At 66.2% G+C, this 22240-nt stretch carries 20 protein-coding genes; 3 read left to right on the top strand and 17 right to left on the bottom strand.

All coding sequences use genetic code 11. The annotated features are described in order from the left end of the window. Window positions 1-57: 57 nt before the first annotated feature. Window positions 58-933, top strand: a complete 876-nt coding sequence (locus EYQ35_11035; GenBank protein ID HIF64668.1) for a hypothetical protein — start codon at window positions 58-60, stop codon at window positions 931-933. Next, entirely contained in the window at window positions 930-2063 is a 1134-nt protein-coding gene (locus EYQ35_11030) for a hypothetical protein (GenBank protein HIF64667.1), read from the top strand. The genes EYQ35_11035 and EYQ35_11030 overlap by 4 nt, the downstream gene beginning before the upstream one ends. Before the next feature lie 7 nt (window positions 2064-2070). On the opposite strand, the gene EYQ35_11025 is transcribed toward EYQ35_11030, so the two are convergent. Continuing rightward, entirely contained in the window at window positions 2071-2439 is a 369-nt protein-coding gene (locus tag EYQ35_11025) for a hypothetical protein (GenBank protein HIF64666.1), read from the bottom strand. 188 nt (window positions 2440-2627) lie between these two features. Between EYQ35_11025 and EYQ35_11020 the strand changes: the two genes are divergently transcribed. Further along, entirely contained in the window at window positions 2628-3089 is a 462-nt protein-coding gene (locus tag EYQ35_11020; GenBank protein HIF64665.1) for a hypothetical protein, read from the top strand. Window positions 3090-3184: 95 nt separating this feature from the next. Here EYQ35_11020 and acpS read toward each other — a convergent pair whose 3' ends face one another. The 16 genes from acpS to rsmH all read right to left on the bottom strand — a co-directional run bounded on the left by acpS (window position 3185) and on the right by rsmH (window position 22097). Continuing rightward, window positions 3185-3589 carry a holo-[acyl-carrier-protein] synthase gene (acpS, locus tag EYQ35_11015; protein HIF64664.1) on the bottom strand — a complete coding sequence of 135 codons (405 nt, stop codon included), beginning with the start codon at window positions 3587-3589 and terminating at the stop codon, window positions 3185-3187. Then, a complete protein-coding gene (locus EYQ35_11010) occupies window positions 3589-5289 on the bottom strand; it encodes a radical SAM protein (protein HIF64663.1) in 1701 nt (566 codons plus the stop codon). The genes acpS and EYQ35_11010 overlap by 1 nt, the downstream gene beginning before the upstream one ends. A gap of 71 nt (window positions 5290-5360) precedes the next feature. Next, on the bottom strand, window positions 5361-6668 hold the full coding sequence (gene ftsZ, locus EYQ35_11005; protein ID HIF64662.1) for a cell division protein FtsZ: 1308 nt from the start codon (window positions 6666-6668) through the stop codon (window positions 5361-5363). Between the two features lie 128 nt (window positions 6669-6796). Continuing rightward, window positions 6797-8011 carry a cell division protein FtsA gene (ftsA, locus tag EYQ35_11000; GenBank protein ID HIF64661.1) on the bottom strand — a complete coding sequence of 405 codons (1215 nt, stop codon included), beginning with the start codon at window positions 8009-8011 and terminating at the stop codon, window positions 6797-6799. After that, window positions 8004-8876 (bottom strand): FtsQ-type POTRA domain-containing protein, encoded by an 873-nt coding sequence (locus EYQ35_10995; GenBank protein ID HIF64660.1) that lies wholly within the window; start codon window positions 8874-8876, stop codon window positions 8004-8006. Before EYQ35_10995 ends, ftsA begins: the two co-directional genes overlap by 8 nt. A gap of 23 nt (window positions 8877-8899) precedes the next feature. Further along, the gene (gene murB / locus EYQ35_10990; protein HIF64659.1) at window positions 8900-9838 is read right to left on the bottom strand and encodes a UDP-N-acetylmuramate dehydrogenase; all 939 of its coding nucleotides are present in this window, start codon (window positions 9836-9838) and stop codon (window positions 8900-8902) included. Then, complete coding sequence (locus EYQ35_10985) at window positions 9819-11222, bottom strand: UDP-N-acetylmuramate--L-alanine ligase (protein ID HIF64658.1); 1404 nt, start codon at window positions 11220-11222, stop codon at window positions 9819-9821. The genes murB and EYQ35_10985 overlap by 20 nt, the downstream gene beginning before the upstream one ends. 44 nt (window positions 11223-11266) lie before the next feature. Then, entirely contained in the window at window positions 11267-12346 is a 1080-nt protein-coding gene (murG, locus tag EYQ35_10980) for an undecaprenyldiphospho-muramoylpentapeptide beta-N-acetylglucosaminyltransferase (GenBank protein ID HIF64657.1), read from the bottom strand. Next, a complete protein-coding gene (gene ftsW / locus EYQ35_10975; GenBank protein HIF64656.1) occupies window positions 12343-13473 on the bottom strand; it encodes a putative lipid II flippase FtsW in 1131 nt (376 codons plus the stop codon). The genes murG and ftsW overlap by 4 nt, the downstream gene beginning before the upstream one ends. 12 nt (window positions 13474-13485) lie before the next feature. Beyond that, window positions 13486-14874 (bottom strand): UDP-N-acetylmuramoyl-L-alanine--D-glutamate ligase, encoded by a 1389-nt coding sequence (murD, locus tag EYQ35_10970; protein HIF64655.1) that lies wholly within the window; start codon window positions 14872-14874, stop codon window positions 13486-13488. A 6-nt stretch (window positions 14875-14880) separates the two neighbouring features. Then, complete coding sequence (locus tag EYQ35_10965) at window positions 14881-15957, bottom strand: phospho-N-acetylmuramoyl-pentapeptide-transferase (protein ID HIF64654.1); 1077 nt, start codon at window positions 15955-15957, stop codon at window positions 14881-14883. After that, window positions 15954-17501, bottom strand: coding sequence for a UDP-N-acetylmuramoyl-tripeptide--D-alanyl-D-alanine ligase (locus tag EYQ35_10960; GenBank protein ID HIF64653.1), 1548 nt, complete (start codon window positions 17499-17501; stop codon window positions 15954-15956). Before EYQ35_10960 ends, EYQ35_10965 begins: the two co-directional genes overlap by 4 nt. Continuing rightward, window positions 17339-19003, bottom strand: coding sequence for a UDP-N-acetylmuramoyl-L-alanyl-D-glutamate--2,6-diaminopimelate ligase (locus tag EYQ35_10955; GenBank protein HIF64652.1), 1665 nt, complete (start codon window positions 19001-19003; stop codon window positions 17339-17341). Before EYQ35_10955 ends, EYQ35_10960 begins: the two co-directional genes overlap by 163 nt. Then, window positions 18880-20835 carry a PASTA domain-containing protein gene (locus EYQ35_10950; protein ID HIF64651.1) on the bottom strand — a complete coding sequence of 652 codons (1956 nt, stop codon included), beginning with the start codon at window positions 20833-20835 and terminating at the stop codon, window positions 18880-18882. Before EYQ35_10950 ends, EYQ35_10955 begins: the two co-directional genes overlap by 124 nt. Beyond that, a complete protein-coding gene (locus tag EYQ35_10945) occupies window positions 20822-21163 on the bottom strand; it encodes a hypothetical protein (GenBank protein HIF64650.1) in 342 nt (113 codons plus the stop codon). The genes EYQ35_10950 and EYQ35_10945 overlap by 14 nt, the downstream gene beginning before the upstream one ends. Next, the gene (gene rsmH, locus EYQ35_10940) at window positions 21150-22097 is read right to left on the bottom strand and encodes a 16S rRNA (cytosine(1402)-N(4))-methyltransferase RsmH (protein ID HIF64649.1); all 948 of its coding nucleotides are present in this window, start codon (window positions 22095-22097) and stop codon (window positions 21150-21152) included. Before rsmH ends, EYQ35_10945 begins: the two co-directional genes overlap by 14 nt. Window positions 22098-22240 lie beyond the last annotated feature (143 nt).

Below are 22240 nucleotides of genomic sequence, written 5' to 3'. Positions count from 1 at the left end.
ACCACCCATGCACGGGCCCCGATTGCAGGGCGCGCCCGGGTCTACTAATGACAACGGGTGGCCGCGCGCTTTGTATACCTCACGGGCAAGGGCGGCTGCGGCAAGACCCTGCTGGCCGAACTGCTCGCCGAGGGTGCCCGGCGCCGCGGCATCCCGGTGCTCAGGCTATCGCTCGACGACCGGGATAAAACCGGCAATGTCGACGGCGAGCCACATAAGCCTACTGCGACCCGCACTCTTGTGCTCGACCGCCGCACAGCCCTGCGCGACCTGCTGGCGTCACTGTTCCGCCTGGGATTTATCGCCGACCGCCTCCTCGACAGCAGCAGCTTCAGGGCCGTGGCAGAGGCCGCCCCCGGCGTGACCGAGCTGGTCACCCTGGCGTGGATAGAGCAGATCGGTTCGCGCCTGCCCAAGGGTCTGGTTGTTGTCGACGGGCCGTCTTCTGGCCACGCGGCGGCCCTGTTGCGATCGCCACAGACGGTGCTGGGCCTGGCCTCCTCGGGCGCCATCGCCGGAGCGGCGCGCAAACTCGAACAGCTGCTAACCGACCCCCGGCGCTTCAGGTCGTTGGTGGTGAGCACGCCCGAAGATTTCTCGCTCAACGAGTCGCAGTTGCTGAGTACCGAGCTGGCCGAGCTGGGCGTGGCCGCCCTCCCCCCGGTGCTCAACGCTGTTTACCCGCTGCACGCCAACCCGGCGCAACTCGCATGGCTGCAACAGGCGGCCGACGATGACCCCGCGCTGCTACCGGCACGCTGGCAGCAGGCGCGCGCCGAGCGCCACGCCCGTGTGCTGGAACAACTGGAGAACGCCCGGCGCAACGCCATTGTAATCCCCTTTCTATTCGGCGGTAACGGTCAGCAGCCCGGTAACCAAAGGATGGCTGCCGCCGAGCGACTCAGCGGACGGGTGCTGGGGGCGTTCTCGTGAGCGTGACCGACCCCGGTACAGCCCGACCGAGGCTACTGGTGTTCGCCGGTGAGGGTGGCGTGGGCAAGACCACACTCGCTGCCGCCACTGCCTTGAAGGCCAGCCTCTCGGGCCTACGCGTGGCAGTAATGACCATAGACCCCGCCCCACGCCTGGCCGACGCGCTGGGGTTGGATCGACTGGGCGACGAGCCACTGCTGGTGGGTAACGGGGAGCCCGACAGCGGCAAAACCGGCTCGTTACACGCCCTGCGCCTGGACACCAGCGGCACCTTTGATCGGATGGTCGATCGCCTCGCTGACGACAACACGGTGGCCGAACGTATAAAGGCAAATCCAGTGTACCAGGCCGTGGCTGCTTCCACCGGCAGCTCGGGCCCCTACATGGCCTTTCAACGACTGCACGAGCTGGCCGAAAGCAAGCTGTGGGATCTCATCGTAGTTGATACCCCTCCGGCCCTGCACGCCGAGGAGCTGTTGTCGGCGCCGTCGCGCATGGCCGCACTGCTCGAAACACGCGCGGTGGCCCTGCTCGTGGACCCGGCCCGCGCCGCAGCCGGCCGAGGGAGCCGGCTCGCACGGGCCACGGCTACCTTGCTGCTGGGCATGGTCGAGCGCGTGACCGGAGCTGCGTTGCTGGGGCAGGTGTCCAGCTTCGTGACCGACTTCGCGCGTATGATGGAGAACATGGTGGAGCGTTCGCGCGACATTGAGACGCTGCTGGCCACGCCTCCAAGCTGCTTTGCACTGGTGGGCAGGGCGTCCGTCGCTTCGGCCAACGCGACGCTGGCCCTGAGAGAGGAACTGCTGGACCGCGGCTTTGCGGTAGCACCCATAGTGGCCAACAGGCTCACGCCGCCCGCCACTGCCGCCGGGAGATCCAAAATCGACCTGTCAACCGACGCGCCGCCGGGATGCGCCCAACTGCTCGAACGCATCAACGCCGAGCTGGGCTTATTGCGCCAGGCCGAAGCCGAGGTAACAGCGCGGATCGAAGACGCAACCCACGCGGCCGTACTGCGAGTTGAGGACCTGGTGGTTGAAGCCGGGTCGCTTGAGGACCTGGCCCTGCTGGGGGCGGAGCTTCCCGATCTGGACGATCTGCTCGCCGCCGCCGTGCGCGCCGAGTAAGGCGGCGCTACTTTTTGGCTCGAGCCCTGCTTGGCCGCTTTGTGGCCGAGCCTTTCTTAGCCTTCGACGCTGGTTTACTTGACGCCGCCTTCTTCGACGTCGCGCCATTACCAGCCTCAAGCGCCTCGCTCAGCGTGTCGAGCTTGCGGTTGAGGTTGCGTAGGCTGCCCTGCACCGTGTCGAGCTTGGTCTGCAGCTTACGGTAGTCTCTGCGCGAGGGTAGGTTGGCCATTGACAGTAGGGCATCGAGATTGCGATCCACCGAGGCGCGGGTCTTCGCCGCCCCCTTGGCAGCTCCCTCTATGACCGAATCGATCGTTTCGCGACCCACGAGGCCACGGACTTCGCCCAGAAGGGTTCCAAATCTTTTTTCCAAGCTACCAGTGTCCATCTATATCCCCCAAGCCGCGCTCGACCGCCGCAGCTGCCCGATAAGTATAGCTCCCCCCCCCATGGGGGCAAATCCATGCCCGTTGATTTGCCCCGTGGCGCGACTGCTGCTAATTCTTTCTGCTGTCGCCCGACCGTGTGCGGGGCTGACAGACCCACCGCGAAGGAGCCCCGATGAGCAGCCGAATCCTCAAAGCTACGACCCTGTCGGTGTTGGCCTGCGGCCTGCTGGCGATCACGCCCGTGCCGGCCGATGCAGCCGGACAAGCACAGTACTTTCGTACCGATACGCCCCAGTTTCGCGCCAGTGCCACGCTTGGCAAGCAGATGTTCGAGGCCTACCAGTGTGCCCTTTGCCACGCTACGCGCGCGGGTGAGCCGCTCACAGACGACATCATCGCTCCCAACCTCATCCTGGCCAAGCACCGGCTTCGCCCCGAATGGATGCTGCAGTGGCTCATCGACCCGCAGAGCCTGCAGCCGGGCACCAAGATGCCCAACTTTTTCAGCTTCAACGAAGACGACGACTGGAACCCGATCTACTCCGACGCCGACGCCCACGAGCAGTACCGCATCATCGTCGCCCTGCGCGACTACATGATGGTGCTGGGCACCGACTTCGATTTCAACGAATAAGCCTGCACGGCTCGCTTGAAGCCGGCCGGCTTCAAGAAATCTCGACAAGCAGGAAGGAGTTGTGGTTGGCGGGTTGCTCGTAACCCCGCCGCGGGTCATCGGCCGGGCCCCGCCTCCAACACGACCGTAGCAACGGCCATCGCGCGCTCGTGGGCCAGCGACAAGTGTATGCGACCAACGTCGAGTTCCCGGGCCACCTCGGCCACGCGCCCCAACAATTGCAGGCAAGGCGCGCCCGCGGACGAGTGCACCACGTCTATGTCCTGCCAGGGAAATCCCCAGGCCGGCCCACCACAGCTTCCCAGCGCCTTGAGCAGCGCTTCCTTGGCGGCAAAGCGCGCAGCGTAAGCCTGTTCGGGGCGCGAGCAACCATCGGCGTAGTGACGCTCGCCGGGGGTGAACACTCGCTGCTTGAAGCGCTCGCCGCGCGCACCGTTGGCCAGTATCACTCGCACGCGCTCAACGTCGACCAGGTCCACACCCGTGCCCAGCAGCGCCATCAGCAGGCCCCGCAGACAACGCAGCTCGAAACGTCGCAGGGCTCGGTCTCAAGGGCCGACTGCGAGCGCCGCCGCTCCAGCCAGAGATAATCTCGGTCTATGCCCTGGTCGATGAAATCCCAGGGCAGCAACTCCTCGCAGCCATACTCGCGCGTGACATAGTCGTCGGGGTTGATGGCCGCACGCCCCCGGGCCATCTCGCGCAGTAAGCCCCACCACTGATCCTTGTCGGCCCTCGCCAGGGTCTCAATGATATCGGCCACGCGCCTGTCGCCCCGCGACAACAGGGTCTGCAGGTAAGCCTCCCGCGGCGAGTCGGCGTCGACCTGCACGTTGGCAAGCCGACCCAGCGATCGACGCAGCCGCCGCAATACGTCCTTGAGCTGGGACACGGGCATCATCGCGTCCCACTGGAAGGGCGTCCAGGGCTTGGGTACGAAGGGGTTGATCGAGACCTTGACCGAACCCACGCGCCCGCGCTCGCGCCCGGCGCTGAGCAGGCGATCGCGTATGGTCGTGACCAGCTCGACGATGGCCTGGCGGTCTTCTTCCTCTTCGCCCGGCAGTCCCACCATGAAGTAGAGCTTGAGCGACTCCACACCGTCGGCGGCCAGCATGTCGGCCGCGCGCAGTATCTCGGCTTCGCTCAAGTTCTTGTTGATGACCCGCCGCATGCGTTCCGAACCGGCCTCGGGGGCAACGGTGACCGAGCGCGTGCCGGCGCGGGCCAGGGCGGCGGCCAGGCCCGGCGTTATGACATCTGCCTTGAGAGAAGACGGCGACACGCGCGCGCCCAGGTCGGCGATGTCCGAGCAGGTGCGAGTGATGCCTGGATGGCTTGCCATCTCGGCGCCCACCAAGCCAACCTCCCGGCTGTGTTCAAGCCCGGCCTTCGCATCGGCCAGCACCCTGCCGCTGTCGCGATGGCGCACGGGTCGGTACATGAAGCCCGCCGCGCAGAACCGGCAGCCCCACTCGCACCCACGGCTGGCTTCGACCAGGAACTTGTCACCGAACACGGCGTCGGGAGCTACCACCACGGTGCGCGCGCCCGCATCGTCGAGGTTTTTGACGTAGCGGCGCAGCACCGTCCCAGCGGCCCCCTCCCTCGCGCCGCGCTCAGCTAGTCGCCCATCGGTGCCGTACACAGGATCGCAGTCAGACGGCCGGTAGGCACCGGCCACAGACGAAAGCGCGTCGAGCACCGCCGCGCCGCCTATGCCACGCCAGGATTCAGCCGACCGAAAAGCCTCGGCCAGCATCTCCTCGGCCTCGCCCAGCAGGAAGAGGTCCATGAAGGGCGCCATGGGTTCGGGGTTGAGAAAACAGGCCGGGCCGCCGGCCAGCAGCAGCGGCCAGGCTCGATCACTCGGCTCTCGGACCTCGCGCCTCGCGGGGATACCCGCAGAGTCGAGCATGGCAACCACCAGTGGGTAATCGCTCTCAAACGACAGCGAGAACGCCACTATGTCGAAGTCGCCGGCCGAGCGCCTCGACTCGTAGCTGAGCAGCGCTTGGCCCGGCTCCGGCTGGTAAGCCCGCTCGCAGACCACGCCGGGCGTGGTGGCCAGTATGCGGAACACGGCCTGGAAGCCGAGGTTGGCCAGCGCCACTTCGCGAGGGCCCGGGTAGGCCAGACACACCGACACCGCGCCGAAGCTGTTGGGCTTGAATAGAAGTTTTTCGTCGGGGGCGCTCACCGGCGGGCCAGTCTACAGCCGGTGGAGCCCCTTTGGAAGCAGTCGCGGGCCGGTCATCCCGGCCCGGCAGGTCAGCGGTTGGGGCGTTGAGCTCGTTCTTTCCAGCGCCTGAGGTAGGCCGGAATGTCGAGAGAGCGCGATTCGCTGCGCGCGGGCGCCACGTCCATCGCCGGTGCCGGGTCGATCTCGGGCGCGCCGTACTGGTTTTCGGCCTGGTCCAGAGTGGCTTCGCCCTCGCCCGGCTCCATGCTGAAGTCCGAATGCTGGTCGGGACCCGCCAGTTCAGCGTCGTCGGGCAGCACGGGCGCAACGCCAGTGAGGCCGTTGGCCAACGAGGTCAGGGGCTGGTCGGCCGAGGCACGCGGGCCGTCGCCCGGCAAGTTGCCCAACATCTCGGCGCTGTCCTGCTCCTCTTCGCTGAGCGAATCGCCGAAGCCGGTAGCGATAACGGTTATGCTCACCTCGTCCTTGATGGTTGAGTCGTGCACCAGGCCGACAATTATGTTGGCGTCCTCGTGTACCTGCTCTTGCAGGAAATCGACGGCTTCGTTCATTTCCTGCATGCCAAAATCGTCGCTGGCGGTGATGTTGACCAGCAGCCCGCTGGCGCCTGATATCGTGAGGTCTTCGAGCAGTGGGCTCGATACAGCGGCCGTAGCCGCGTCGAGTGCCCGGGTGTCACCACTACCGGTGCCCGCGCCCATCATGGCAAGACCCATCTCGGACATGATCGTTCTCACGTCGGCAAAGTCCACGTTGATGAGGCCGGCCTCGGTTATGATCTGCGAAATGCCCTTGACGGCCTGGAATAATACGTCGTCGGCGAGACCAAAGGCGTCGAGCGCGGTGGTACCCCGCTGTGATATGTCGACCAGCCTCTGGTTGGGGATAACGATGAGCGTATCTACGGCCGCGCGCATCTCGCGCACGCCTTCCTCGGCCTGTCGCTGTCTCTTTCGTCCCTCGAACTTGAACGGGCGCGTCACCACGCCGACGGTCAGGGTGCCCAGGTCACGGGCTATGCGAGCTATGACCGGCGCTGCCCCGGTGCCCGTGCCACCGCCCATGCCGGCGGTAACAAATACCATGTCGGCACCCGAGACTTCTTCGCGGATGAGGTCTTCCTGCTCGAGGGCAGCCTTGCGACCTATTTCAGGGTTGGCGCCGGCGCCCAGTCCCTTGGTCAGCTCCGCCCCGATCTGCACCTTGACCGGCGCCTGGCTGGTACCCAGCGCCTGGAGGTCGGTGTTAGCAACTATGAAATGTATGCCGTTGAGTTGGCCCTGGATCATGGTGTTGGCCGCGTTACCGCCGCCGCCGCCCACGCCCACTACTACTATCCTGGCCTTACCCTCGTCGCCGTCCGCCAACTCGATCATCCACCCCTCCTCCACTGCGGCCCGGCCGCAAACGAAACTCACCTACCGAAAATTTGCGCCGAGTGCGCCAGGAAGCATCAAGAATACACCACGGCGAGCCGCTGCGCGACCCCGCGGCAGTGCAAAGCTCAGAACAATTCGCGCCACTTGCGCTGAAGCCAGCGTGGCAGAAAACGGGGCGTCGCGCCGGCGTTTATAATATCGCGGCCCGGCAGGTCGTGTACCAACCCTATCACCGTGGCCCACGACGGGTCGTCAACCTCCTCGGCCAAGCCGCCCAGCTGCGCGGGTTCGCCCAGGCGCACCGGCAGGCGCAGCACCCTCGAGGCGACGTCCACTATGCCGGGCATCATCGAGCAACCACCGGTCAGCACCACGCCCGAAGTCAGCTTTTCGCCCTGGCCGGCTTCTTCGAGGCGTTCGAGGACGCCCTCAAATATTTCTTCGAGCCTCGACTCCACGATGTCGGCCACCAGTGCCCTGCCCACCAGGCTGGGCGAGCGGCCACCGACACCGGCCACTTCGATCTCCGAATCCGAATCGACCAGCAGGGAATGCGCGCGACCGTGGCGTTTTTTGAGCGCCTCGGCCTCGCCCAGGGAAGTCTCAAGACAGTGGGCAAGATCGCTGGTTATATGATCGCCGGCAATGGTGCTCACCGAGCTGTGGGCGACCGAGCCGCCACGGTAGACAACCAGGTCGATCGTACCGGCGCCCATGTCCATGAGCACCACGCCCAGGTCTTTCTCGTCGTCCGAGAGCACGGCCTGGGCCGAGGCCAGCGAAGAGGCCACCATGTCTTCCACGCTCAGCCCGGCGCGGTTGCAGCACTTGAAGACGTTGGCCACCGCGGTCTCGGCACCACTTACAAGATGAAGGTTGACCTCCAGCCGCACGCCGCTCATTCCCACCGGGTCGCTCACTCCCGATTGGCCATCGACCACGAAGTCGCGACAAAGCGTCTGTTGTATTTCCTGGTCTGGCGGAAGAGGCACGGCCTGGGCCGCCTCTATGACCCTGCGCGCGTCGCCGGCCGACACTTCGCCGTTGTCCACCGCCGCGACCCCGTGACTGTTGGTCCCACGCACGTGGTCGCCCGACATCGACACCGACACCGAGCGCACCGAGGTGCCGGCCATGAGCTCGGCCTCGGACATGGCCACCGCGATAGCATCGGCCGTGGCCTCAACGCCGACAACGCGGCCGGCCGTTATGCCGTTGGACAGCGCCGTACCCACGCCCAGCACGTCAACAGTACCACCCGGGCCGCGCTCGGCTATGATCATGGCGACTTTCTGTGAGCCTATATCGAGGCCAGCAAATATCTGCGGAGTCTTAGCCACGACCGCCACCCGTTCCCGGCCCGCCCGACCTGGCTCTCGAGGCCAACGTCGCAGACAGCGCGCGTATTTTTCCACCGCGGGCCTTCACCACGACTACTCCGTCCATGGCCAGGTCAATGTGACTGACCTGCTCCAGGCCAGAACCAAGTTCTCCGAGTACGCGCGACAGGCGGTTCAATCGCGCGCCCGAATCACCGGGCAAGCCAAGTCTGATAGATACCAGATAGCCGTCCAGGTAGAGCCACACTTCACCGTCGGCGTCCAGGTTCACTTGCGACAGCGGCAGCTCGCGAGCGTTGGCCTCGTGCACCACCGCCACGGCAGCCCTGAGCCGGTTTACCCTCGCGCCCCTGCTGTCGATGTCCTGCCAGCCGGTCACCCAGGGAATGTCGGGCAGCGCCGAGCGATCCACGCCACGATATACTGCGCCGCTCTCGTCGACCAGCCACGGGCCACTGTCGAGCATGGTGGCGGCCACCGGTCGCTTGCGCAGCACGCGCAGGCGCACCTCGGCCGGTAGCCTGCGTTCGAGGTCTACGCGTTCGACCCAGGTGTCGGACTCGAGCTCGCGAATGGCTCCCTCAAGGTCGAGCCGCCACACGCTGGTGCCGGCGTAGAGTCCGGCGCGCGCAGCCAACCTGCGCGGGTCGGCCGCCTCAGAGTCACAACTCACTCTCACCGATTTCAATTTGAAGTAAGGATGATCGGCGAAGGCCGGCCACGCGAAGGCAGATATGATCCACAGGCTGACCGCCGTGCACGCCACGAGCAGGCCGCCTCGCACGGTTTTCTCGCGAGCCGCTTTTTCCCGCTTTGTCAGTTTTCGTTTACGCGCCGCCACCGTCTTTACCGCCACCGTCTCCACCGTTCACTTCGCAAACGCTCACTTCACCACTCACCGAGCATGCGCACTTCTGGCTCCAGCCACACGCCGCTGCGCTCCCACACCGAGTCCTGCACCAGTTGCATCAAGCGCCGCACATCGTCGGCCCGGGCGTCACCCAGGTTGACTATGAAGTTGGCGTGCTCGTCCGAAATCCGGGCCTGGCCCACCTGGGTGCCCTTGAGTCCCGCACGCTCGATGAGGCGACCAGCGTACTCGCCGGCCGGATTACGAAAAACAGAGCCCGCGTTGGGATGGCCCACCGGTTGTTTCTTTCTCCGCTTCCTCTGCACCACTTCCACCGCGCTCCTCAGCCTTGACGTGGAAGAGCGCAACAACACGAATCTCACTGAGATTAGCACGCGGTCGGCCTGCAGCGCCAGCTTACGGTAAGAGAACTGCAAGTCGTCTGTGCCAATTCTGCTCACCTGCCCCTCGCCAGCGGCCACTTCGATCGATAGTATGGCCTCGCCCAGCTCGCCCCCGAAGGCGCCGGCGTTCATCAGCGTCCCGCCACCCACCAGGCCAGGTATACCGGCTGCAAACTCCAGTCCGCCGTAGCCCGCGTCCACGGTTTCGCGCACCAATCGGGCCAGCTTCGTGGCAGCGCCAACCTCCACGGTGGCCTTCTCACCGCCCTCGTCGACCCAGCGGATGTAATCGAAGCCCTCGCCCAGCTTGATTACCAGGCCGCGCACTCCCTTGTCGGATACCAGCAGGTTGGTGCCGCCGCCTATAAAGGTCACCGGAACGCCGGTGGCCGACGCCCGGCCCAGGGCAGCCGAAAGCGACCGCCGATCGTTGGGCGCAACGAAGAGATCGCCGGGGCCGCCTATGCGCCAGGAGGTGAGCCGCGCCAGCGACCGCGACCTGTGGAATTGCACCTCGTCCTCGGCCAGCCCGAGGGCCAGGGCCTCGAGGCGTTCAGCCGGCGAGTCGAGCAAGGATTTCGGGACCCAGGCACGTTATGTCACCGGCCCCCATAGTGATCACGAGGTCACCGGGGCGGGACAGTTCGGCCACTCTGGAGGCAAGCGTCTCGTCAAACGGAAGGTAGCTCACCGGACCGTCGTGCAGCCGCCCGATGGCCTCCACGAGTAGTTGGGCGCTGGCTTCTTCGAGCGGCTGTTCGCCGGCCGCGTAAATGTCGGTGACCACCACCTCGTCGGCGTCTTCAAAAGCAGCCGCGAAGTCCTTGAAGAGGTCGGCAAGGCGGCTGTAGCGGTGGGGTTGAAAAACGGCCAGCACCCGCTGCGAGAAACCATCGCGGGCGGCGCCCAGGGTCGCACGCAGCTCGGTGGGATGATGAGCGTAGTCGTCTATCACCGTCACGCCGTTGCACTCGCCCTTGACCTCAAAGCGTCGCATGATGCCCTCAAAGGCCGACAGGGCTTTACTGCAATCGGAAAAATCCATGCCCAGCTCAAGGGCCGTCGCCACCGAGGCCAGGGCGTTGAGCACCGAGTGACGGCCGGGCATGGCCAGCTCGATTGCGCCCAGGGCCACGCCGCGGCGTATGACCTCGAACGAGGTCTTGAAGCCATCGCGCGTTACTTCTACCGCGCGCAGGTCGGCGTCGGCCGAAAATCCGTAGGTAACCACCCGCTTGCGAATGCGCGGGAGCATGCCACGCACTTCGTCGCTGTCAACGCACAGTATGGCGCGGCCGTAGAACGGCACGCTGTTCACAAACTCCACGTAGGCGTCGACCAGTCGCTCCATGGTGCGGTAGTGGTTCATGTGCTCACGGTCGATGTTGGTGACCACGGCAATAACCGGCCTGAGAGCCACGAAGCTACCGTCGCTCTCGTCGGCCTCGGCTACCATGTAGCGCGAGGTTCCGAGCCTGGCGTTGCTGCCGCCCAGCGACTTCAGGCGACCACCGATGACCAGCGTGGGGTCGTAACCGCCCTCGCCCAGCACCGCCGCCATCAACGAGGTGGTGGTTGTCTTGCCGTGTGCGCCGGCCACCGCCACGCCGTATTTCAGGCGCATGAGCTCGGCCAGCATCTCGGCCCGGCGTATGACAGGAACCCTGAGGGCACGGGCCTCCACGACCTCGGGGTTGCCGTCGTCGACGGCGGACGACACCACCACGACGTCTATGCCCGAGTCGATCGAGTCCGCGCTGTGCCCGTAACCGATGTCCGCGCCCAGCTTTTCGAGCCGGCGCGTGACTTCGCTCGTGCGCAGGTCGGAACCGCTCACGCGGTAGCCCAGGGTGAGCAACACTTCGGCGATGCCGCTCATGCCTATTCCCCCCACGCCCACCAGGTGGATGTGTTCGCGCACGCCGGCATCCAGGGCGGAACCAACGCCGGGAAACATGTGATCCCAGGGTTGGTACTGTCGGCTGGGTTGCGAATTGCCCATCAGGATACGGCGAGGACTTCTTCGATAACTTTCAGCACCCTTTCTCCAGCCCCGGGCCGCGCCGATTTGCGGGCGGCTTGGGTCATGGAGTCTAGCCCGTCGTCTTCGCTTAGCAAGCCGAGCAGGTGTCGCGCTGTGGCTGCTGCCGCGCGCTCGTCATCGACAACAGTGATCGCGGCCCCCAGCTCCTCGAGCACGGCCGCGTTGGCCGACTGGTGATCGTCGGCCGCCCAGGGATAGGGTAATAACAACGAAGGAGTCGCCGTGGCCAGCAGCTCGGCCACCGTGGTGGCACCCGCCCGGCACACCGCCACGCGCGCGCCTGAGTAGGCAGCCGCCATGTCCTCTATGAAGGGCACGACGCGAGCCTCGATGGAGGCGGCCTGGTAGGCGGCGCGGGTCTCGTCCAGCCCGGTCTCGCCAGCCTGGTGAAGTATGGGCGGCAACTGCACCCGCGACGAGATCGAAGCCAGGGCCGTGGTCACCGCCCGGTTCAGGCTCACCGCCCCCGCGCTGCCACCGAGCACCAGCAGCGTGTCTCCCCCGTCCGTCGACTCGGCGCCATCGGCCAGGTCGAGTCCTTCTCGCAGGGGGTTACCCGTCCAGCTACAACGACCAGCGGGAAACGCGTCGGCGCTTTCCTCGAAGCTGGTGCAGACCCTGGCCGCGGCACGCGCCAACAGCTTGTTGGTCAATCCCGGTTTGCGGTTCTGCTCGAGCAGCACCACAGGCAGGCCAGCCAGGCGCGCACCGAGTACGCCTGCCGCAGAAGCGTACCCCCCCAGGCCCAGCAGCACGCCACAGCCGCGGCTCTTGAGTTCACGGCGTGCGCCCAGTGCCCCGCGGGTCACGCTCAGCAGCGCGCCGGCGGCCGCCCGCGGATTGCGACCGGCCAACGGTTGCAGCGGTTGGCACACCAGTTCGAAGCCGGCCGGCTCGACCACCCTTGCTTCGATGCCGCGTTCTGCGCCGAGAAAAAAAATGGAGGCGTCCGGATGGCGCCTCCTCAACAAGCGGGCAACGGCCAGGCCGGGAAACAAGTGCCCGCCCGTACCTCCCCCGGCTATGGCCACGTTCATCTTTCGCGCAGCTCCCGCGAAAGCGACATAAGCACGCCCACGCAGGCCAGGCTGAAAAGCATCGACGAACCGCCGTAGCTCACGAACGGCAACGCCATACCCTTGGTGGGCAGCAGCCCCAGTACCACTCCCATGTTGAGCAGGGCCTGCATGGTCAAGGCCATGGTCAGACCGGCGGCCAGCAGTTGGCCGTAACGATCGGGGTGGCGATAGGCTATGCGAAATCCACGCTGGGCCAGCAGGCAGAAACAAAGCAGCAACACGCCCGCGCCCAGTATCCCCGTCTCCTCGCCCACCACCGAGAAAATGAAATCGGTGTGCGCCTCGGGCAGCCAGCCGGTCTTCAATCGCGAGCTGCCCAGGCCCACACCGGTCCAACGCCCCGACCCGAAGGTGATGAGCGACTTGTTCAGCTGCCAGTTGCTTCCCAGCGGGTCGGCATCGGGACTGAGAAAGGCCAGCACCCGCCTCACGCGGTAAGGTTCAAGCGCTATCGCAGCGGCCGCTGCCGCCGCCCCAGCCGTGCCCATGGCCACCAGCCATGCGGTGGGCAGTCCGGCGATCAGTAGCATACCCATGCCCAGTGCGCCGATGAGAACCGTGGTGCCGAAGTCGGGCTGCCGCATGAGCACCGTGGTGATGACGGCCAGCAGGAGGCCAACTATGGCCACCTCGCGTTTCCAGCCGGGGCCGTGCTGTCCGTGCGCGGCCAGTACTGCGGCGGCGAACACCACGAAGGTCCACTTCACCAGCTCACCCGGCTGCAGGTTGACCGGACCCAGGGCAATCCAGCGACAGGCACCGTGCGTGCAGTGGCCCAGGCCCGGCATCAGCGGCAGGCATAGCAACAGCAAGGAACCCACGAGCAGCCAGGGAGCCGCCCTCTCGAGCAGGTCGGAACGGCAGCGCGACAGGCCGAACATGAGCGCAACCCCGAGCACCACCGAGACAACGTGCTTGATAAACATGCGGTAGCTGTCGCCGTAAGTCTGCCGCGAGAAAAAATACGTCGTGTCGAGCACGAAGAGCAGGCCCGCAACCACCAGCAGGCCGACGGCAGCAATCATCCACGGGTCGGGCCTGTCCGAGGCCCGTACGCTCACCCTCTTACGCTTTGCTGTCGCCATCCACCCGATCCCTCACCGCCCGATCCCGGCTACCCAACCCCGCGCCAACTGTTCAAAGCGACGGCCACGTTCAGCGTAGTCCGCAAACTCGTCAAAACTCGCGCAACCCGGGGCCAGTAGCACCGCGTCGCCAGCCTCGGCTTCTTCCACCGCCACGGAAAACGCCTCCTCGAGCCCAGCCGCCCGCACCACCCGCAGGCTGCCCTGCAGGTCGTCGTCTATTCGGCCGGCGGCTGCCCCGAAGGCGATCACGGTCTTTATCCTAGCACCGCTGGAGGCGACCTCCGAGAAGTCTGCGCCCTTATCCACACCGCCCATCAGCAGCACCAGCTCGCGGTCCAGGGCAGCCACGCTGCTCAACACCGAGCCGGTGTTTGTGGCTTTCGAGTCGTTCCAGAACTCTATCCCATGACCCACGCCCACCGACACGAGCCTGTGCGGAAGTGGCTCAAAACTACTCAGCGCTTGTTCGAACTGCTGGCCAGAGAGGCCCGCCAGTCGCGCCAGCAGGGCAGCCGCTGCCGCGTTCTCGAAATCGTGGGCAACGCGGGGCCAGTGGTCGGGCAGTTTTACCGTCCAGCCGTCGGCAGCCGTAACCGTGCGCCCTTCTGCCTGCCAGCAGACCCCGCCGTCCCCCGCGGGCAGTGGCGAACGGCCGAAGCTGCTGCAGTCGGCCGCCGAGGGATCCGGCACTCCGCCGCAGCCGTCGGCGCGGGCCCTCTGGGGCCAGTCCTGGTCGCGCCCTATCACCGAGTGACGCGCGCGCGCAAAGACAGCCAGCTTGGCGGCGAGGTAGTCCTGCATAGTGCCGTGGCGGTCGAGGTGGTCAGGGGTCAGGTTGAGCAGCACGGCCAGGTCGGGGGCAAAACCGCTCACGCGCTCGAGCTGAAAGCTCGACACCTCCACCACGTAGCAGTCCCAGGGCTGCTCGTCTTTGCCGGCCGTCACCACCGCGTCGCTCAGCGGAGTGCCGAGGTTGCCACCGGTGAACACTTTGCGCCCGCAGGAGCCGAACACGTGCCCAAGCAGCGCGGTGGTCGTGCTCTTGCCGTTGGTCCCGGTCACGGCGTACAACGGCGCCGGCCCGAGCAGTCGCCACGCGAACTCAAGCTCAGAGATAACCTCGACGCCGCGATCAAGGGCGGCGAGCATCAGTGGGTGGTCGGCCGGCGCACCGGGGCTTACCACCAGCGCGTCAACTTCGCCCAGGCGCGCAACCGCCCCTTCGGGCGCCACCATCTCGGCTTGCTCGCAGGCCTCGCCGCTGTCGTCGGTCGCCAGCACCGTGATTCCGCGCCTGAGGGCGGCGCCTACGGCCGCGCGGCCGCTGCGACCGAGGCCGAGAACAAGTACGCGCCCCGGAGCAGCCACCGCAATCGGCTTCGTCGTCGCCACAGCCAAAGCCCTTCAGCGCAGCTTGAGCGTGGACAGCGCCATGAGCGCGCACAGCACCGAGATGATCCAGCAGCGCACGATGATCAGCGGTTCGGGCCAGCCCTTGAGCTCATAGTGATGATGTATGGGAGCCATGCGGAACACCCGCTTACCCCTGAGCTTGATAGATCCGATCTGCACTATCACCGACAAGGCCTCGGCCACGAAGACGCCGCCGGCCAGCACGAGCACCAGCTCGTTGCGTGTAATGACGGCCACCATCCCCAGCCCACCACCGAGGGCAAGCGAACCCACGTCGCCCATGAACATCTGCGCCGGGTAAGTGTTGAACCACAGAAAGCCGAGGCTGGCCGTGACCATCGCCGCGCACACAACCGTGAGCTCGCCGGCTCCCGGCACGCCGGGTATGAGCAGGTAGTCAGATATACCCGCGTGACCAGCCGAGTATGCAAAGATGGCAAAGGTAACAGCGGTGGTCATCACCGGCCCTATGGCCAGGCCGTCCAGCCCGTCGGTGAGATTGACAGCGTTGGAGGTGCCCACCACCACCAGCACCGCGAAGGGGATGTACCACAAGCCGAGGTCGGGGTGCAGGTCCTTGAAGAAAGGTATGGCCAGGGTGCTGTCGAAACCCGGCCTGAGGTACATGGCCAGCATCACGCCGCCGGCGATCAGGGCCTGCCAGGCCAGCTTGCTGCGCCCGCTCAGTCCCTCGTTGCTGCCCAGGGAAATCTTGCGAAAATCATCCATGGCGCCGATCGAGCCGTAGCCGGCTATGACCACCACTGTAATCAACACGTAAAAGTTCTGCAGGTCGGCGAGCAGCAGCACCGGGACGAGCAGCGACATGATGATCAGTATGCCGCCCATGGTGGGCGTGCCCTGTTTCACCGCGTGCCCCTCGGGCACGTACTCGCTCACCGGCTGGCGAATCTGCCCCGCCTTGAGTACCCGGATAAGGCGCGGCCCGAAGACGAAGGCGAACAGCAGCGCGAGCAGGGCCGCCGCCAGGCTGCGAAAGGTGATGTAGCGAAGAACGTTGAGCAACGGCAATGAATCGGCAAAGGGTAACAGCAGGTTGTACATCATTCCCTGGCTCCCAGCTGTTCGAGCTCGTCTACGACGCGGTCCATCGCGGACCCCCTCGATCCCTTGACCAGTACCACGTCGCCCGCGCGCCAGCACCTGGCCACCGACGCGGCCACCTCGGCGTGGTCGGCGCAGATCGCCACCCTGTTGGCCGCCAGGCCCGCCGCCAGCGCACCGTCCACCAGCGCCTCGGCGTTTGCTCCCAGGACGCACAGCAGGGCCGGCGCCAGGTTGGCCGCCGCGCGCCCGGCAACCTCGTGCAGCCGGTCGGCCTCGCTTCCCAACTCGAGCATGTCGCCCAGGGCCAGCAGGCAACGCCCCTGCCCGGCTGCATCGCCTATGGTCTGCAGGGCGACCTCCAGCGACGCGGGGTTGGCGTTGTAGCAGTCGTCGACAACGGTCACGCCGTTAGCCAGCAGGCGGGGTTGCATGCGCATGCCCGGCACCGGCGCCGAGCCCAACCCCTCGGCGACCTCGGCCAGGCCCAGTCCCAGCTCCACGCCCACGGCCGCCGCCGCCAGCGCGTTGGCCACGTTATGGCGACCCACCGCCTTTATCTCCACCGCGCAGCGCTCGTCGCCGTGCACGAGCACAAAGCGCGACCCCCTCAGCCCCAGCCCTTCGATTTCGCAGGCCATCGTCTGGCCCTGCTCGCCGTAACCAACGTGGCGACCAGAAAAACGGGCAGCCTGCTCCACGACCCTGGCGTCGTCGAGGTTGACCAGGGCTGTCGCCCCGGCCGGCAGGCCGGCAAACAACTCACCCTTGGCCGCGGCCACGCCTTCTATGGAGCCCAGCCCTTCGAGGTGCGCGCTGCCCACGCAGGTCACCAGCCCCAGCGTCGGCGAGGCAATTTCGGTGAGGCGGGCGATCTCGCCCGGAGCGTTCATACCCATTTCAAGCACAGCCACGCGGTGGCTCTCGCCCAGCTCAAGCAGCGTGGTGGGCATGCCAATGAGGTTGTTCAAGTTGCCCTTGTTGGCCAGCACGGCGTCGGCGCCGTAAGCCGTGGCCAGAACGGACCTGAGCATTTCCTTGGTGCTGGTTTTACCGTTTGACCCGGTCACCGCGACCACCGGCACATCAAAACGGCCACGGTTCCAGGCCGCTAGATCGCCGAGCGCGTGCAGGGTGTCGTCGACCTCGAGAAACAACACGTCGCGGCGGTCACCGCTGCGGCCGCGCAGGCACACAACGCCGGTGGCGCCGCCCGCTATGGCGCTGTCTACGTAATCGTGACCGTCAAAACGATCGCCGGTGAGCGCCACGAAGAGGTCGCGGGGCCTGATGCTGCGACTGTCGGTCGAAACGCCGGCAAACTCGCGGTCGTCGGCCCGCGGCCGCGAAGTGGCGCTGCAAGCCGCCGCTGCGTCGAGGCCGGTCACTCGCCCGCCTGCGCCGTCGCCCGTGTGCCGTTGCCGGGCCGTCCTTGGTCGAGCACCTCGGCCACCACCAGCCTGTCGTCGAAGGGAGCCCTCACACCGTCGGTCTCCTGGTAATCTTCGTGTCCCTTGCCCGCCACCACAACCACGTCGGCGGGAGATGCCATGCCTATGGCCGAGCGAATGGCCGCACCGCGGTCGGCCTCGCGCAGGTAGCCACTGCCCGTCGCGTGCTTCAACAGCGACATCGACGAAAGCGTACCCTGCTCAATGTCGTCGAGAATAGTCTCGGGGTCCTCGGTCCGCGGGTTGTCGGAGGTCAGCACGGCCACGTCGGCCAGGCGGCCCGCCACCTCCCCCATCATGGCGCGCTTGCCCTTGTCGCGGTCGCCGCCGCAGCCGAACACCACCAGCAGTCGGCCTTCGACCTGGCTTTTGAGCGCCCGCAGGGTGCGCTCCAGCGCGTCCGGGGTATGCGCGTAGTCCACCAGCACCACGGGGCCGCCTTGCCCCACGCGCTCCATTCTTCCGGGCACCGGGGCGCAGTCGGCTAGGCCACGGACTATGCAACCATCGTCTACGCCCATCGAAGATGCCACGGCAATGGCGGCCAGCATGTTCGACACGTTGACCGCTCCCAGCAGACACGAACGTATGCCGAGCCGACGCCCCCGCAGGTCAACCACCGCGCGTATGCCGTCGAGACCAAGCTCGAGCTGCCGCAGCGTTACGCAGGCTTTCTCTCCCTGCACGGTCGACCAGGTCCAGGCCTCGGTAGAGGACCCCAGCCTGCCGAGAAGGCGGTGGCCCCAGGGGTCGTCGTGGTTTATTACGGCCACCGAGTCACCGGCCAGGTGCTCGGTAAACAACAGCGCCTTGGCGTCAAAATAAGCCTGTTCGTCGGCGTGGTAGTCGAGGTGATCACGAGTGAGGTTGGTGAACACGGCCGTGTCAAAACGGCAGCCGGACACGCGCTGTTGTTCGAGCGCATGCGACGACACCTCCATGGCCACGGCCTCGCAAGCGGCGGCCCTGAAATCGGCCAGCGTAGCCTGCAACTCCACGCAGCCGGGCGTGGTGAGAAGCGCCGGGCGCGCGAAGGTCGAGCAGCGGGCGTCGAGCGTACCCATTATGCCCGCCTCGATCCCAGCCGCGCGCCAGATGCTCTCGAGCAACCACGCACAGCTCGTCTTGCCGTTGGTACCGGTAATGCCCACCAGGGCGAGCTCGCTCGACGGGCGACCATAAAAAGCGTCGGCCAGCAGGCCGGCGTTGCGGGCCGTGTTATCGCAGCGCAGCAGGCGCGGCCGGGCGGGCAGCGATCGGTCGGCCAGCACGGCCACCGCGCCAGCCTCGAGAGCCTGTTCCACGAAGCGAGCCCCGTTGATCCTGCTACCGGGCAGGGCGAGAAAAAGATCACCGCTCGAGACCTTCCGCGAATCATTGCAGAGGCCGGCTACCTCGGTGTCAAGACCGACGACAGGGTCCACCAGGTCGCTGGCGGGTATGGCCGAGATTAGACTTTTGAGCAACACCGGCCTCAAGGTTGCAATTCCGGAAGAAGTTGCAACCGCACCGGTGTGGCCGCCGCCAGGCGGGTGCCGGCCGCGGGTTGCTGGTCGGCCACGTAGCCGCTGCCCGAGGCCGCTATATCGCAATCGCATCCGTCGAGCATGTGCAACGCCGAACGCATGCTGAGGCCCTCGAGATCGGGCATGAGGTCTTTGCCCCCCGCTTGCTCGGCCTGCGGACGCACGCGCCGGCGCAAGCGAACCATCACAGGTTTTTCTTCGCGGGGTTGGTCGCGACGGATCTTGAGATAATCGAGCCCCGACTCGGCTATGCGGCGAAACACCGGCGCGGAGACCACGCCGCCGAAGTGATTGCGCACCGGCCGGTTAACCACCACGGCCATGGCCAGACGCGGGTTGTCGGCGGGCAGGTAGCCGGCAAACACCGACGCCCACCAGCCGTTGGCATAAGTACGATCCTCGCCTATCTGCTGCGCGGTACCGGTCTTACCGGCCACCCGCACCCCGTCAACCGCCGCCCTGAGAGCCGTGCCACCTGGTTCGACCACCGACTCGAGCATGGCAGTGACACTGGCCGCCACCTGCTTGCTCACCGCCCTGCCCTCCACGACAGTCTCGTCGGGTACCTTCACCGTGCCGTCTGCCGCTACCACTGTCTTGACCAGGCGCGGCTTCATGCGCACGCCGCCGTTAGCCAGCGTGGCGTAGCCCACCGCCAACTGCAGGGCCGTACTCCCCATCCCCTGTCCAAAGCTGATGTTGGCCAAGCGCACCGGCCGCCACGAAGCGGCGGCCGCGAGCTGTCCGCTCACCTCGCCGGGTAACCTCACGCCGCTGCGCGACCCGAAGCCAAAACGCTCAAGGTAGTCGTGCAGGCGCTCGGCGCCCAGCTCGACACCGATCTTGGCCGAGCAGATGTTGCTCGAGTACTTGATGATCTCGGGCACCAGCAGGTCACCGTGCGGGTGGTAGTCGTGTATGGGGCGGCCACCATAGCGCCAGAGCCCATCCTCGCAGAAAAAACTGTCTTCCTCGCTGACGACACCCGAGTCGAGTGCAGCCGCCACCAGGAAAGGCTTCATCGTTGACCCGGGTTCAAAGTTGTCGGTGACTGCCCGATTGCGCCGATCGGCCGGGTCCGACAGCCAGGGGCTGTTGGAGTCGTAGTCGGGCAGGCTGACCATGGCCAGTACGTTGCCCGTTGAAGGCTCCACGATGACCACGCTCCCGCTTTGCGCGTCGAACTCCTCGAGCGCGGCCGCCAACTCGCGGGCGGCGATGCTCTGCAGGTTGGAGTCGAGCGTGAGCTGTACGGTATCGCCCCAGTTGACGCCGGCGAGATCGCTCTCGTTGTAGAACGGTCGCTTGTGTATATCGCGGCAGACCCGGACGCTGACCGGCTTGCCCTTTATGTACTCGTCGAACTCCAGCTCCACGCCTTCCATGGCCCTGGAGTAGCTGTTGGTGTGGCCGACCACGTGTGAGGCAAGGCGGCCCTGGGGGTAAATTCGGCGCTGTATCTCGCTTTGCGAAGTATGGACTTCGAGTCCGGCAATGCCCAGTCGGCTCGCGGCGGCTGCCACGTCGAGGCTCACCCTGCGCGCCAGCCACTGGAACTTGCCCGGCTTGCCCTTGAGCAGTCCGTCCACGCGGCCGCGTTCGAGGCCCAGCACGGGCGCCAGCAGGGCGGCGTGGGACGGATCGTAGCGGTACTTGGTGCTGCTGCGCGAAATGCTGCGCGTGGACAGGCTCGCGGCCAGGGTGGCGCCGTTGCGATCGACGACACGCCCGCGAAACGACACCAGGGCGGTCTCTGAGCAGGTCATGCGCTGCGCCTTGTCGGCGCGTCGCTCGCCCTCCAGGGCGGTGAGAGTGAACATCCTGGCGAACAGCGCCACGGCAAAAATTCCGAGGCAGGAACCCACGAACGCGAGTCGACGCCCAAATCTACTACGGTCTGTCATTCATTTCCCTGCTGCGCCCCACGCGCGGTTTCAGCCCCAGTTCGTCGTCCGCGCGATTGCGCATGCGTTCGAAGCCGCTTTCGCGGTCCACGGCTACCCTGAGCCGCGTGTGCTCGTGACCCAGCTCGTCGATCAGCCCGCGCGTGCTTTCGATCGCGTAGCCGAGATCCATAACCTTGGCGCGCACCATCACCTGCGACAGTCCCGCGCCGAGCACCAGCGCCGCGGCCACGGCCAGGCGCACGCGCGTACCGGCAGAGGCAGGGTCAAAGGCCCGCCGCGCCCACCAGGCGCCGATTTTACCCCGTTTCGCTTTACGCCGTGCCACCGGTTGTCTCCGCGGTCGTGCTCCGCTCCGTTATTCTCTCAACAACCCTGAGGCCGGCGCTGCGGGCGCGGGGATTGCGCTCTATCTCGTCGCTGCCGGCGACCTGGCGCTTGCCGAGCAGGCGAGTACGCGCCTGCCAGCCACAGTTGCACACCGGTAGGTCGGGCGGGCACAGGCAGTCAGCCGACCACTGCCGGAAAGTCCTCTTCACTATCCTGTCTTCGAGCGAGTGGTAGGAGAGCACCGCCATGCGGCCGGCTGGCCTGAGCAGCTCCCAACCCTGGTCGAGCAGGGTCGTGAGTTCGTCGAGCTCGCGGTTGACCGCTATGCGCAGCGCCTGAAAAGTGCGCGTGGCCGGGTCGTGCCCCGGGCGGCCGCGCAGCCCCGCCTCGCGCACAGCCTGGGACAGGTCCGAGGTGCGCGCAAAAGGCGACAGCGCTCGCTTGCGCACCACGGCGGCGGCCACCCTGCGCGATTTACGCTCCTCGCCGTACTGGTAAAAGATATCGGCTAATTCGGATTCGGAAAGTTCGTTGAGCAGGTCGGCTGCGGTGGCGCCGGTGGAACGGTCCATGCGCATGTCGAGCGGGCCGTCCTTGCTGAAACTGAATCCGCGCTCGGCGTCGTCCAGCTGTACGCTGGATAATCCCAGGTCTGCTACCACCGCATCCACTCCATCATCCCACCCCAATCGCGCCAGCTGCTCAGCCGCCAGCGAGTAGCTGTCGTGCACCAGGTGCAGGTGGCCAGCCTCGCTCGCCATCCCGGCCCGGGCGCGTTCAACCGCCTCGCGGTCGCGGTCCATCGCCAGCACCTCGCCACCGGGCCCACAAGCCTCGAGCAGGCGGCGGGTAAAGCCACCCTCTCCCAGTGTCAGGTCGAGCGCCCTACAACCCGGCCGCAAGCCCAGCGCCTGCATAACCTCATCAATCATGACGGGCGTGTGGGTGCCGATATTCAAACTCTCGTCGTTCAACTGCGCTCACCCGAGACCGCAGGCTGCCCGGCGGGTCGATAGGCCACTGCCCCCCAGTCTATAACACCGGTGTACAGTTTTAAGCCCCGCGCCCCCAGGGC

It is taken from the genome of Candidatus Binatota bacterium (genome assembly GCA_012960245.1).
Lineage (GTDB): Bacteria > Desulfobacterota > Binatia > UBA1149 > UBA1149 > UBA1149.
The sequence above is the reverse complement of the archived record's forward strand: the minus strand, read 5'-3'. Positions and strand labels throughout refer to the sequence as shown.